This is a genomic window from Sulfurimonas sp. HSL1-2, from assembly GCF_039645565.1.
Classification (GTDB): domain Bacteria; phylum Campylobacterota; class Campylobacteria; order Campylobacterales; family Sulfurimonadaceae; genus Thiomicrolovo; species Thiomicrolovo zhangzhouensis.
In genome coordinates this window covers 2,143,619-2,156,975 of record NZ_CP147914.1, presented here as the reverse complement: position 1 = coordinate 2,156,975, position 13,357 = coordinate 2,143,619, and the positions used below count along the sequence as shown (strand labels likewise).

The 13,357-nt window shown below is 51.5% G+C and carries 14 protein-coding genes; all 14 read left to right on the top strand.

From position 1 onward, the window contains the following. Positions 1-108 precede the first annotated feature (108 nt). The 14 genes from WCX18_RS11035 to WCX18_RS10970 all read left to right on the top strand — a co-directional run bounded on the left by WCX18_RS11035 (position 109) and on the right by WCX18_RS10970 (position 13,113). A complete protein-coding gene (locus tag WCX18_RS11035; RefSeq protein WP_345987777.1) occupies positions 109-765 on the top strand; it encodes a Crp/Fnr family transcriptional regulator in 657 nt (218 codons plus the stop codon). Between the two features lie 12 nt (positions 766-777). After that, complete coding sequence (locus WCX18_RS11030; RefSeq protein WP_345987774.1) at positions 778-2,145, top strand: type IV pili methyl-accepting chemotaxis transducer N-terminal domain-containing protein; 1,368 nt, start codon at positions 778-780, stop codon at positions 2,143-2,145. Between the two features lie 136 nt (positions 2,146-2,281). After that, positions 2,282-5,095 (top strand): nitrate reductase catalytic subunit NapA, encoded by a 2,814-nt coding sequence (gene napA, locus WCX18_RS11025; protein ID WP_345987772.1) that lies wholly within the window; start codon positions 2,282-2,284, stop codon positions 5,093-5,095. A gap of 10 nt (positions 5,096-5,105) precedes the next feature. Next, the gene (gene napG, locus WCX18_RS11020; RefSeq protein ID WP_345984800.1) at positions 5,106-5,909 is read left to right on the top strand and encodes a ferredoxin-type protein NapG; all 804 of its coding nucleotides are present in this window, start codon (positions 5,106-5,108) and stop codon (positions 5,907-5,909) included. Then, positions 5,906-6,715 carry a quinol dehydrogenase ferredoxin subunit NapH gene (gene napH, locus WCX18_RS11015; protein ID WP_345984799.1) on the top strand — a complete coding sequence of 270 codons (810 nt, stop codon included), beginning with the start codon at positions 5,906-5,908 and terminating at the stop codon, positions 6,713-6,715. The genes napG and napH overlap by 4 nt, the downstream gene beginning before the upstream one ends. Continuing rightward, positions 6,712-7,338 carry a nitrate reductase cytochrome c-type subunit gene (locus WCX18_RS11010; RefSeq protein WP_345984798.1) on the top strand — a complete coding sequence of 209 codons (627 nt, stop codon included), beginning with the start codon at positions 6,712-6,714 and terminating at the stop codon, positions 7,336-7,338. The genes napH and WCX18_RS11010 overlap by 4 nt, the downstream gene beginning before the upstream one ends. Positions 7,339-7,390: 52 nt before the next feature. Then, positions 7,391-7,834, top strand: coding sequence for a ferredoxin-type protein NapF (locus WCX18_RS11005; RefSeq protein ID WP_345990808.1), 444 nt, complete (start codon positions 7,391-7,393; stop codon positions 7,832-7,834). Continuing rightward, on the top strand, positions 7,831-8,802 hold the full coding sequence (locus tag WCX18_RS11000) for a hypothetical protein (protein ID WP_345987770.1): 972 nt from the start codon (positions 7,831-7,833) through the stop codon (positions 8,800-8,802). Before WCX18_RS11005 ends, WCX18_RS11000 begins: the two co-directional genes overlap by 4 nt. Before the next feature lie 9 nt (positions 8,803-8,811). Next, entirely contained in the window at positions 8,812-9,162 is a 351-nt protein-coding gene (locus WCX18_RS10995; protein ID WP_345984796.1) for a chaperone NapD, read from the top strand. 11 nt (positions 9,163-9,173) lie between these two features. After that, complete coding sequence (locus tag WCX18_RS10990) at positions 9,174-9,698, top strand: PAS domain-containing protein (RefSeq protein WP_345987767.1); 525 nt, start codon at positions 9,174-9,176, stop codon at positions 9,696-9,698. A gap of 149 nt (positions 9,699-9,847) precedes the next feature. Next, positions 9,848-10,141 (top strand): c-type cytochrome, encoded by a 294-nt coding sequence (locus WCX18_RS10985; RefSeq protein WP_345987765.1) that lies wholly within the window; start codon positions 9,848-9,850, stop codon positions 10,139-10,141. A 30-nt stretch (positions 10,142-10,171) separates the two neighbouring features. Next, positions 10,172-11,395 carry a hypothetical protein gene (locus WCX18_RS10980; protein ID WP_345987762.1) on the top strand — a complete coding sequence of 408 codons (1,224 nt, stop codon included), beginning with the start codon at positions 10,172-10,174 and terminating at the stop codon, positions 11,393-11,395. 153 nt (positions 11,396-11,548) lie between these two features. After that, entirely contained in the window at positions 11,549-11,920 is a 372-nt protein-coding gene (locus WCX18_RS10975) for a cytochrome c (RefSeq protein WP_345987759.1), read from the top strand. 182 nt (positions 11,921-12,102) lie between these two features. Beyond that, a complete protein-coding gene (locus WCX18_RS10970) occupies positions 12,103-13,113 on the top strand; it encodes a glyceraldehyde 3-phosphate dehydrogenase NAD-binding domain-containing protein (RefSeq protein ID WP_345987757.1) in 1,011 nt (336 codons plus the stop codon). Positions 13,114-13,357 lie beyond the last annotated feature (244 nt).

Here is a 13,357-nt window from a genome sequence, read left to right as displayed (position 1 = left end):
TAGTCTTTTCCATATGCATGATGCATTGACCGAGGTCAAGGACAAGGGTGTATAGGTTGATATATATTTTTGATAGAATGGAGGTATTATGAATCAGGATCACTGCCGATGACCAAGCGTGTCACGGAGGAATATCTAAAGACCATTCCTTTATTCTCGGACTTGTCACAAGAGGAGCTGGCGGAGCTCATAAAGATTGTGTCGCTGCGCAAATACCCGAAGGGCGCGATTCTCTATTATGAAAAAGAGAAGCACAATGAGATCTACTATCTGAAAGAGGGGCTGATCAAGATCTACAAGGTAGACAGGTTCGACAATGAAGTGTTCATGTACAACCTTTTCAGCGATACGCTGATATCAGAGATCACTGATTTCGACCGTATCGGGTGCTTTGCCAATGCGGAATTCGCCATTGACAGTGATGTACTGGTTATCGACTTTGAGCATTTTCAGCAGATGTATATGAACAGTCCAAACCTGATGTTGAAACTGCTGAAAGAGTTCGCCAAGAAGAGTAAAATGATGCAATGCATCATCAACCGGGAGATCGTGTTTGACGGCACGGCGAAAGTCGCCTTTATGCTGATCAACGATCTTCGGAGTTTCAACCAGCTCAAGAAGCAGGAGATAGCCTATATGCTGAATATTCAGCCTGAAACACTTTCACGCATTCTGAAAAAACTGACACGCAGTGGCATGATCGATACTGTTGACGGTGAAACAGTTTTGAAAGATGAAGCAACATTGCGGGAAATTTTTGAATAAGAGAGGATCGTGATGAGAACCATTACATCCAAAATCAAACTGATCGGCGGCATGCTCTCGCTGATCATCGCCTCAATTGTCGGTATCACTGTGTATATCAACCACGCATCAAAACAGGACTCCGTGGTGATCAATATCGCGGGTAAGCAACGGATGCTGACGCAGCAGATCGCCAAAGAGGTGCTATGGCTCCAAAACCGTAACGAGGGAAACTTTAAAGCGCTTGATACTGCTCGTGCCGAGTTCGATGCAAGCCTGGAAGATCTCATGAACGGCGCCCCGGAACGAGGGATATATGCACCACCCAAGCAGTGCATTACGGAAAGGCTTTTGCAGGTCTCTTCACTTTGGAAAACATTTGATGATCATGTAGTCCGATTCCAAGAGCTTCTGGCGGAGACGAACAAACTGAAAGAGTCGCTCCCTTCTGAAAACGAGGCGATCTTGATGATCTCGGACCGGGTGGTAAAGCAGATGGTCGTTGAAGGGCTTGAAGGAGCGGTCATTGACGATGCGGGGCGACAGCGCATGCTGACACAGCGTATCGGTTTCAGTGCGACACAGTATCTGATCACAGGAGATGCCAACTATTTTACGCAGTTCCAGAAGGCGTACGGGCTCTACGGTGCCACGCTCAAGCGGTTTGAGGAGAACCGGGTCTGGTACCAGCGGCCTGACCTGCATCAACTGCTGATTGAAAATGATAAACAGTGGCAGAAATATTCCACCTATATGTTTGAACTGATGGAAAAGCAGAAGCAGCTCAATGAAGCCGTGCTGCATATCAAGGAACTTAATGTTGTTTTGCTTGAGACTATGGACTCTGCGGTAGCAGCCTACAGTGCCTATTCGGAAGAGCAGCGTGCCTTTTTACAATATTTCCAATATGCCGCAAGCTTGATCGCTTTGCTTTTTATGGTGTATGCCGTGTATCTGACACGAAGGATCCAGGGAGACTTCGAGCTTTTCCTTGACCGTTCCAGGTCGATGGCGGATTCGTTGAAGCTTTCAGAAGAGACGGTACGGTACGAACCGACAATGGAGACGGTCCAGACCGATGAGCTTTCTCAGGCATCGATGCATATGAGTCATTTTGTGGACAAGATCAACACGATACTTCAGCATGCCCAGCAGGCGATCCATGAGTCCGAACAGGCTGCTAATGAATTGGCCACTGTCACTGAAACTATGGATGAGGAGTTTGAGGGATTAGGGATAGATGAGGCATCCAAAAAAGATATTGATCGTACAATAGATAAAAGTGAAGATATCGTCATCCAGACGCTTGAAGAGCTCTCCGGCACATCAAGACTGTTGACAAAACTGCAAGAAAACCTCAACAGCATCGTCACCAAAACAGAACCAAAACCGCGTGGGTGAATCCGATGCAATGCTTTCTTGACTTAGGTCAAAGACACCTGACAACTTGTCCCGATACAATGATAACGTAACCTGAAAGCTGATAGACGCTCTCCCTTGCAGACGGCGGCCATCGGTAATCAACAAGGAGGATACGATGGGTATGGACAGAAGAAGTTTTCTCAAGAGTGCAGCGGCCGCTTCGGCAGCGAGCGCGATTGGAATGACGATTCCGACAGATGTCGAGGCCGCGGGGACAGATGCCCAGAAAGACTGGCGCTGGGACAAGGCGGCATGTCGTTTCTGCGGTACGGGATGCGGGATCATGCTCGCGACCAAGAACGGGAGGATCGTCGCGGTCAAAGGAGACCCCGCGGCACCTGTCAATCGCGGGTTGAACTGTATTAAAGGGTATTTCAACGCGAAGATCATGTACGGTGCCGACCGTCTGACGCAACCGCTGTTGCGCATCAACAGCAAGGGGGAGTTCGACAAGCACGGCAAGTTCGCGCCGGTCAGCTGGCAGCGCGCCTTTGATGAAATGGAAAAAAATATCCGCAAAGCCCTTGCGCACAGCGGCCCGGAAGGCGTTGCCAACTTCGCTTCCGGGCAGTACACAGTCATGGAAGGGTATGCGGCACAGAAAATGATGAAGGCGGGATTCCGTTCCAATGCGATCGATCCGAATGCCCGCCACTGTATGGCATCGGCCGTCGTCGGCTTTTACCAGACGTTCGGCATCGATGAACCGTCGGGCTGTTATGACGATATCGAATTGACGGACACTGTCGTAGCCTGGGGGTCGAACATGGCGGAAATGCACCCGATCCTCTGGTCGCGTGTCACAGACCGCAAGCTCTCCGATCCCGACCGTGTCAAGGTTGTTTCCATTCAGACCTACACGCACAGAACATCCGACTTGGCGGATATCGAGATTATTTTCTCGCCAAACACGGACCTTGCATTGTGGAACTACATTGCACACGAGATCGTTTACAACCATCCCGAAGCGATTGACTGGGACTTCGTCAAACAGAATATCATTTTTGCGACAGGTCCGGTTAACATCGGCTACGGTATGCGCCGCAGTGACGAGAAATCGGTCAAAGAGGGCAAATACACCGATCTTGAGATGGAGACGATTTCAAAAGAGATGAGCAAACCCGTCTCTGCCAAGGAAGCACCGGCCCTGGAGCCTTACGGCTATAAAGAGGGCGAAGTTATGAATAATCAGCCCGGTACCCTGGCACACTGGGAGATCTCGTTTGAAGAATACAAGAAATCCCTCGCGCCGTATACACTTGACTACACTGCGAAGATTGTCAAGGGTGACCCGAATGAGGATCTCGAGGCCTTCAAAGGTAAACTCAAGGCGCTGGCAGATCTCTACATTGAGAAAGGGCGCAAAGTCGTCTCTTTCTGGACGATGGGGATGAATCAGCATACGCGCGGTACCTGGGATAACACGCTTTCGTATAACGTCCACTTCCTGTTGAACAAGCAGGCGTTACCGGGCAGCGGCGCTTTCTCGCTGACGGGCCAGCCTTCAGCGTGTGGCACGGCGCGTGAAGTCGGAACATTCTGTCACCGTTTACCGGCGGATATGATGGTCGCCAATCCGGCGCACCGCAAGATCGCCGAGCATAAATGGATGATTCCGGAAGGGACGCTCAACCCGGTCGGGAACCAGCACATCATGAAAATCCACCGCGATATCGAGGATGGTATCGTCAAATTCGCGTGGGTCAGCGTCTGTAATGCTTATCAGGATTCCGCCAGTGCGAAACACTGGATCAAGGCCGCACGCGAAATGGACAACTTCATCGTGACATCCGACGGCTATCCGGGTATTTCAGCGAAGGTCTCGGACCTGATCCTCCCTTCGGCGATGATTTACGAGAAATGGGGGGCGTATGGTAACGCCGAACGCCGGACACAGCACTGGCGTCAGCAGGTGCTCCCGGTCGGCGATGCGATGTCCGACACCTGGCAGTGGGTCGAACTCTCCAAACGGTTCACCGTCAAAGATCTCTGGGGCGCATCGACGCTGCGTGATGGCACGAAAATGCCTGATGTCATCGCGGAAGCCAAAAAAATGGGCTATAACGAAGATACGACGATGTTCGACATCCTGTTTGCGAATGACAAGGCCCGTTCATACAAACTGGATGACAAAGACCCAGTTCAGGCCGGTTTCGACAACTCTGAGTGTCTGGGTGACAGCCGGAACGTTGTCGGTTCCGACGGAGAGGTCTTCAAGGGCTACGGATTCTTCATTCAGAAATACCTGTTTGAAGAGTATGCGGACTTCGGACGCGGGCACGGCCACGACCTGGCACCGTTTGATGTCTATCATAAGGTCCGCGGCCTGAAATGGCCGGTCGTCGACGGGAAAGAGACGCAGTGGCGCTTCAATGTCAAATACGATCCATATGCGGCCAAAGCGGTCGCCAAGTCCGGTTCGGACAGCACGCACGCGTTCTACGGAAAGCTGGCGAAGGCGCTGCCATACGGCGACCTGGGCGGCGTCAAAGTCGCGGAGAAAAAAAGCCTTGAGAACAAGGCAAAAATCTTTGCCCGTCCTTACATGGATCCACCGGAAATGCCGGACAGCGAATACGATGTCTGGCTGGCAACCGGCCGTGTGCTCGAGCACTGGCACTCCGGTACGATGACGATGCGTGTACCGGAACTGTACCGTGCGGTACCGGAAGCGCTTTGTTACATGCATCCGAATGACGCCAAGAAACGCGGTGTACAGCGCGGCGAACTTGTCAACGTCGAATCGCGTCGCGGTTCGGTGAAGGCCCGCGTAGAGACGCGCGGCCGTAACCGTCCGCCGGAAGGCCTGGTGTTCGTACCGTGGTTTGATGAAAAGGTCTTCATCAATAAAGTCTGTCTGGATGCGACGTGTCCGATGTCAAAACAGACAGACTTCAAGAAATGCGCGGTCAAGATCACGAAAGCATAACGAGAGAGCAATGAAAAACGAACAGCTGAGCGACCGTCGTAAATTTCTTCTGACCATGGCGCGGGGTGTAGGCCTCAGCGCGATGGGTGCATTGGTATGGACTGCTTATGTGGAAGAAGTCAAAGCGGCACCGCTGGTGCTGCGTCCTCCCGGCGCGCAGAATGAAGCCGACTTTTTGAAGTCCTGTATCAAATGCGGCCTCTGTGTCGAGGGGTGTCCTTACGATACGCTCAAGCTGGCAGCTCCCGGTGATACATTACCGATGGGAACACCGTTTTTCACCCCTAGGGAGATCCCCTGCTATATGTGTGAAGACATCCCCTGTGTCCCGGTCTGTCCCACGGGCGCGCTGGACGCAAACAAAGTTCAAAGTGACTTCGAGGGAGAGATGTTCTGGGACATCAAGAAGATCGACATCGGGGTTGCCATCGTCGATCCGAAGGCCTGCATCGCCTTCTGGGGAATCCAGTGCGATGCCTGCTATCGGGCCTGTCCATTAATGGACCAGGCCATAAAGCTGGAATATGAGCAAAATGAACGGACGGGGAAACATGCCTATTTAAAACCGGTTGTTGTCCCAGACGTCTGTACAGGCTGCGGGATGTGCGAACATGCCTGCGTTACGGAAAAGGCGGCGATTACCATCCTACCGAGAGGTGTTGTCGAAGGACATGCCGGCAGTCATTACGTCAAAGGCTGGGATAAAAAGGACCAGGAACGCGTCAAATCGGCTAAAGGCGGCACGACGGTAACGGAACGCAGTCAGGAAAAAGCGATCGATTCGCTGAACGATATGGGGGATCTGCTCGAATGAAATATCTGATTTTGCGCCGGATGCTCCAGGTCGGTCTGCTGACGCTTTACGGTGCGGCCAACTGGTACGGATACACGGCAATCCTGCAGGGAAATCTGAGTGCGTCACTGCTGCTTCAGCGTGTGCCGCTTTCCGATCCGTTCGCGGTATTGCAGATGCTCTCGGCGGGTGCGGCGCTTTCAACGACCGTACTCATCGGAGCGGTGATCATTTTTGTTTTTTACGCCGTGATCGGCGGACGGGCTTTTTGCAGCTGGGTCTGTCCGGTCAATATGGTCACGGACGCGGCCAACTGGACACGGAGAAAACTGGGGATATCCCAGGTGCAGAAGCGGGTTTATATGAGCCGGAACATGCGTTATTGGGTACTCGGGATTTCCCTGATACTCTCTGCGCTGACAGGCGTTGCAGCGTTTGAAATGATCAGTCCGATCTCGATGGCGCATCGCGGCATCGTGTTCGGTATGGGGTTCGGCGGTGCAGCACTTCTGGTGATCTTTCTGTTCGACCTGTTCGTCCATGAACACGGATGGTGCGGTCATATCTGCCCGCTGGGCGGGTTTTATTCGCTGATCAGTCGTTTCTCTCTGATCCGGGTCTTCCATGACGCGGAGAAGTGTACGGCCTGTATGAAGTGCAAAGAGATATGCCCTGAAAAAGAGGTGCTGCATATGGTTGCGAGAAGCAGCGAAAGTGTAGTGATGGGTGAGTGTACAAACTGCGGAAGGTGTGTTGAAGTCTGTGAGGATGATGCACTGAACTTTTCAATTCGCAAGCTTGCGAAACAAGCAAAGGAGAAGTCATGAAAATGAGAGTGATAACGGGCGGCATTGCAGCTGCTCTGCTGATGATTGGATGCAGCAATAGTGTGGAGCCGGCGAAGACAGCCGAAGTGAAACCGACGGTATCGGAAGAGTCCCTGGGGCTTCGGAAGACTGATCTCTATACGGAGCAGGGAACGAAACCGGCGATGGCGGATTATTCCGCGGAGGCTCCTGGAACGTCACAGCGGATTCAGCGCGCCTACGACAACGCGCCGCCGATGATCCCGCATGACGTTGAGGGCCTTCTGCCGATTACCAAGGAGAACAATGCCTGCCTCGGCTGTCATATGCCGGATATCGCAGAGGCGATGGGGGCAACGCCAATTCCGGCTTCACACTTTGCCAACTTCCGGCCCGATACATCGTTGGCCGCCGACGGCAAGATCACAAAAGAGGGGAAAGAGGTTGACAATACAGGTGATTTCAAAATGATCGTAAAGAAATCTGATCACCTTTACCAAGGCCGCTTTAACTGCTCCCAATGCCATGCGCCGCAGGCGAATATCGCGCCGGCAGTTGCCAACACGTTCAAACCCGATTATCAGGATGAGACGATGAAGAACAAGTCCGATCTGCTTGATGTCCTTAACGTAGGGGTGCAATAACGTGTCTGACATCAGCCGCCGCGGTTTTTTCGGTGCACTCGGTGCCGCCGTTATGAATAAAGGGAAGCAGATCAGGCCTCCCTACGCGGCGGATCTTTCGCGCTTCGGGCAAACTTGTCCTGAATGCGAAGGAATGTGCAGCAATGCGTGCGAAGAGAATATCATCATTATCGGTAAAGACCGTACTCCTCATCTTGACTTTTCCAAGGGTGGCTGTACCTACTGTGGAGCGTGCCTGGAAGGCTGTAGCCCCGGGGTGCTTTCCCATGCGGAAGAACCCATTCATGCTGCCGTTAGGATCAACCCTTTAAAATGTGTTAGTTGGCAGGGAGTGATGTGTTTTTCATGCAAAGAACCTTGCTTGGACAATGCGATCGATTTCAAAGGGCTTTACAAGCCGGAAATAAATGCCTCCCGATGCACATCGTGCGGATTTTGCATCGGCAGGTGCCCGTCTGAAGCCATTGAGACGACATTCTTTAAAGGGAACGAGTGAAAAAAATCAGCCTGCTTTTCATGCTGTCGGCAGCACTGTTGATCGGTCGGGAAATCGGTCCGGCTGCAGCGTTGACGGCAGATGGGCTGGTGACAGACATCCTTGTCGAGAACGGTGAGCTTTATGCCGCAACCTACGGCGGCAAGGTCGATGTTTTCGACATCGCAGGCAGGAAAAAGCAGGCCGTCATTACGATTCCGAATATCATTGATTTTATGGGAGATGAAATCCCGGCAAAAATATATTCGATCGACAAACTCGGTGATGTTTTGATGCTGGTCTCCGAAGGGAAGGCAGGCTATCGCAACGTTTACCTTTATCAAAATGAAAAACTGAAAAAAGTGATTGACAGCAGCGATGCCCTTCCGATAAAGAGAGGGGTGCTTGTTGACGAAGACCATATGCTTCTGGGGCTGTTGAGTTCTGAAATCATTCTGTATCGGATCAGTACCGAAGAAGTTGTTTACCGCCGAATGATCAAGGATGAGGAAAGCGGCGGATCCGCATTCGGGGACATGACGCTAAGCGAGGACCGCAAGACGGTCGTCACTGCGGATGAAAGCGGGGATGTCAATGTCTTCAGGGTATCGGACTTTTCCCATATGAAACTCCTGCGTGGACAGAACGTTGACAATATATACAAGGTGGATTATCGCCAAGGCGTCATCATCACCGCGGGGCAGGACCGCCGCTGTGCCGTCTATAAACCGGATGGCACGGCTTACTACATGGAGGGTGATTTCCTAATCTATGCCGCAGCGCTGACGCCTTCGGCAAATCGGGGCATATTCGCGGCAACCGTTGAAAACGATGTAGCGCTTTTCGACATAGCGGGTCGGACAAAGTTGGCTGAGCTTAAAGGGCATACGGCAACCTTGACGGATTTCGCATTTGTGGATGAAGACCATTTTTTCTCATCGGCCGAAGAGACCAGAATCCTTTACTGGGACATTGAAACCATCAAATAGGAGATGAACATGAACATTTCAAGTATTGTCGTTCAGACGACACCGCAATTTGTCGAAGAGTTGGTCGAAGCGCTCAAAGCTTCGGATGTATGTGATTATCACTTCCATGACGAAAAGGGACGCATCATTGTCACAATTGAAGGTGATGGGGTTGAAGAAGAGGTGAAAAAGCTGACTACGATTCAGGAAATGCCGCACGTTGTCGCCGCCGATATGCAATTTGCCTACAGTGAAGATGAGCTGGACAAAGAGCGGGACAAACTGGAGATCGAAGGAACGGATATACCTGAATGGCTCGATGATCCCGATGCCAGGTATAAAGATATCCAGTACAACGGCGATCTGAAGAAGAAGCTTTAAAAGGAGCCGATATGCAGACGTCGTTTGCGATGTTCCGCGAGACTGAAGTGCCGGAAGACGAGCTTATTATCTCCCGTACGGATCTCAAAGGCATCATCACGTATGCGAATGATACTTTTGCCGACATTTCCGGTTATACTCCGGAGGAACTGGTCGGCCAGCCACATAATATTCTGCGCCACCCCGATATGCCCAAGAGCGCATTCCGTCATATGTGGGAGACGCTCAAAGCAGGTAAAGCATGGGAGGGATACGTTAAGAACCGCCGAAAAGATGACGGTTATTACTGGGTGTACGCCCGCGTCAGCGGTGTGTTTAAAAACGGTGAACTCATAGAGTACAAATCGCTTCGCTCCTATGTTCCTCACAGCAAACGTTATGAGATGCAAAATGTCTACGATGCGATGCGGCAAAAAGAGGGCGACAGTGTACGTATTGTCGGCTACTTTCCGACAAGAACATACGAAAAGATGTTACAGGCTGCCTCTGACGCCGGGATCTCCCCCGAGGAGTGGCTTGCAAATCAGTTAAACTAGTGCTTCCGAATCCGACGCAGACTCCTGCGCCGGTCTCTCCCCTGACCCCCTTTTTACTCAGCAGTTTTTCTGTCGCTTGACCTAGGTCAAAGACGACGCCCTTGTTGTTTTCTTATAATCTTCATAACCGTATATTCAAGGAGAAGATTATGACAAAACTCGTAACGGCATTGGTAGTGACGTTTGGCTTGACATGTTCATTGTCTGCCGACGGTGCTGCTGCTTATAAAAAATGTTCGGCATGCCACGGTACAACCGGAGAAAAGTCGGCGCTCGGTAAAAGCAAGGTGATCAATACGATGACAAAAGCAGAGATTGTCACAGCGTTGAGCGGATATAAAGATGGCAGTTACGGCGGCCCGATGAAAGCGATGATGAAAGGTCAGGTAGCAAGCCTTTCGGATGCAGATATTCAGTCGATTGCTGACATGGTCGGGAAATAAGGCGTAAGTAGCCAAATTGAGGAGTAGAACATGAAAAAAGTGATGTTGTCTTTGGCCGCCGTGCCGGTTATTGTGGGAAGTATGGGTGTGGCCGCGTCGGCGGCCGAAGAGATCGTCCTCCTGGACGGAATGAAAATGAGCGGCGAGATCCGCCCGCGCTACGAGATGGCGGACGTCAAAGACAACGGCCTCGATACGGCCAACGCCTTTACCGCCCGGACGCGCCTCGCGGTCGAAGGGACGCTCCTCGGCCTTGAAGGGCTCACCGCCAAAGTGGGGATGACCTCGGTCAACAACTTCGGCTACAACGACTACGCGCCGCAGGATGCGACCTATGACCTTATCCTCGACCCGCAGCAGGCGATCCTGACCGAGGGATACCTGGCCTATACGGCGGCGGACACGACGCTGCTCGCGGGACGCTCCTTCGTCAACCTCGACGACCAGCGCTTTGTGGGTACCGTCGGCTGGCGCCAGATGGAGCGTGCCTACGACACGGTGACGCTGACCAACGGTTCCATCGAGGGCCTCTCCCTCATGGCCTCCTGGATCTACGGTTACCAGGGGGTCAACGCCAACCCGACGACCGATACGGGCTCGCTGCTCCTGCACGCTACGTACTCGGCGGGCAAGGCGCTCTCCGTCACAGGGTTCGGCTATATGCTTGCAGACATTCACGACACCTACGGTCTGCGCGTCTCCGGGGATATCGCCCTGGACGGCGTGACGCTGAACTATGCGGCCTCCTATGCAAAGCAGAGCGACGCCTCGCTGACCTACGCTCTCGATGATGCGCCGGAGATCGATGCTGCTTACTATGACGTCGCCCTGGGCGCGAACATCTCCGGCCTCATTGTCGGGGCGGAGTATGAGGTGCTCGGTGATGCCGAAAGCAACAGCACGAAAGGGTTCACGACCCCGCTGGCGACCCTGCACAAGTTCCAGGGGTGGGCGGACGTCTTCCTCGGTCGCACGTCCGGAAGCAACAACGACGGTCTGGCGGACCTGAGCGGTACGCTGGGATATGCCGCGGCGGGCTTCGGGAAAGTGCTGGGCGTCTACCACAAGTTTGACGCCCTCTCCGGCGCAAACAAGGACCTCGGCAGCGAGTTTGACGTGCTCTACGCGAACAAGGTCCCGGGCGTCAAGGACCTCGCGTTCCTGGCGAAAGCGGCTTTCTACTCCAAAGGCGACACGGGCAACGACGTCACCAAGGTCTGGGCACAGCTCGACTATAAATTCTCAACGAAGTAAGTCGCCTTCCCGCCTTCGGGCGGTTTGGCCAGGCAGCATTTCAAAGCGTAACCGATTCATTCACTCCTATGTAACTCGAGAGTTTCATCAAGCCGCTGCCTGACCAAGTCGTCCCCCTCGATTCGCGATACAATAACGTGAAAAGGAATTCCAATGAAAAATATATTGTTTGTTCTTTTGCTGATAACGTTTGCTTACGCATCGGAACCAATGGCATCACTGGAACAAAAGGTAGAGAGTGGGTGTGCAAGCTGTCATTTGGTGAGCAACCTGTCTCCGGAGCGAGTCGCTACAATGAAAGCGCCACCGATGTGGGGCGTGATGAAAAAAGTAAAAGCGGCTTATCCGGAACGTGAGAAAGCAGTAGAGTTCATGGTGGAGTATATGCAAAATCCGTCAGAAGACAAGATGCTTTTTCCTAAACAGACTATCGCGCGTTTCGGCGGGATTATGCCTTCACAAAAGTCGCTTTTCACCGAGGAAGAATTACGGGAAATTTCGAACTACCTGTTCGAAAGATATTAGTGGGCAGGTAAATTGTATATACACAACTAACCAATATGAATATCGCCTTCGGGCGGTTCGGGTAAGCAGTAACTGTGCGAAAGAAACCTTGCAACTTCATTCGATTCACAACACTCCAATTACACCAGAACAGTTACTGCTTACCCGAATGATGCACATGCCGACTGGTTTATAATCTCACTATGAAAAAAATCAATGTCTTTATCAACGGATTCGGGCGGATAGGGCGGGCGCTCATGCGCAGATTGCTTGAAGATGACCGCTTTGAAATTGTCGGCATAAACGATATCTATATGCGGGAACAGTTTGCATATCTATTGCAGTTTGATTCGGTATATGGCCGGCTACGATATGGTGTTGAACAGAAAAATGACCGCATCATGGTCGCGGACAGGATAATTCCACTTTTTAACGAAGAGAAGGTGGAGTCAAAGGCTCTGTACGACTTGGATATTGACATTCTCTTTCAGTGTACCGGGATACATCTCACCTGCAGGGCCAATCAGCCTTTTCTTAACAGCGGTGTGAAAAAGATCATCGTGTCGGCACCGCCACTGGATGATATGCCGATGTTTATCGGAAGCATCAACGATGATCAGTATCAGGGCGAGAGGATAGTATCAGCGGCGAGCTGCAGCGCGAATGCTATTGCCCCCGTGCTAAAACTGCTGAATGAATATGCCGGTGTGGAAGCCGCAAGTGTATCCATGATCCATAGCTATACTGCAGAACAGAAGCTGCTCGATGTGCTAGTGAATACCTCTGAACTGCTTCGTTGCAGAAGCGCTTCCTCAAATATATTACCCCTTTCTAGTTCGGCTACAGTTACCGTGGAGAAGTTATTGCCGCAACTCGATGGCCGTATTCAAACCCATAGTATTCGGGTGCCTGTACCTGCAGGGACACTTTACGATTTCAGTATGCAGCTCATACAATCGATACATGCAGAAGATCTCAACAAGATATTTGAACATGCAGCACACAATGAGTATAAAGAACTTCTGGCCGTGACGGAAAATGTCCTTGCATCGTCCGATATTATCGGTGACCTTCACGGGATCACGATTGAAAAAAAGCGGACGGTGAATGTGGGGGGAAAGTTTGTCAGACTGATGGGTTGGCAAGACAACGAAGTTGGATACGTTTCACAAATGATTAAACTTGCACTGAGATTAATGGAAATGAAAAATTAGTTTGATTGGAATCCTTTTCTACGAATGTATATTAAAAGACTGCAGCATCTTTCTCAAAAGAGTTGATACTATTTGATCATAACTTCGCGATAGCGAAGTAGTTAAGATTTGTCCCAAAAATATTTTGGGACTATACCTGATCTACACACACAATGTTTTTCGCGAATGGCGACCATGCTCCAAATGCCGATACTAAGGGCCAAACGGCTGTGGCGACTAGCGAATTTAAGCAAAGTGTGTTGAT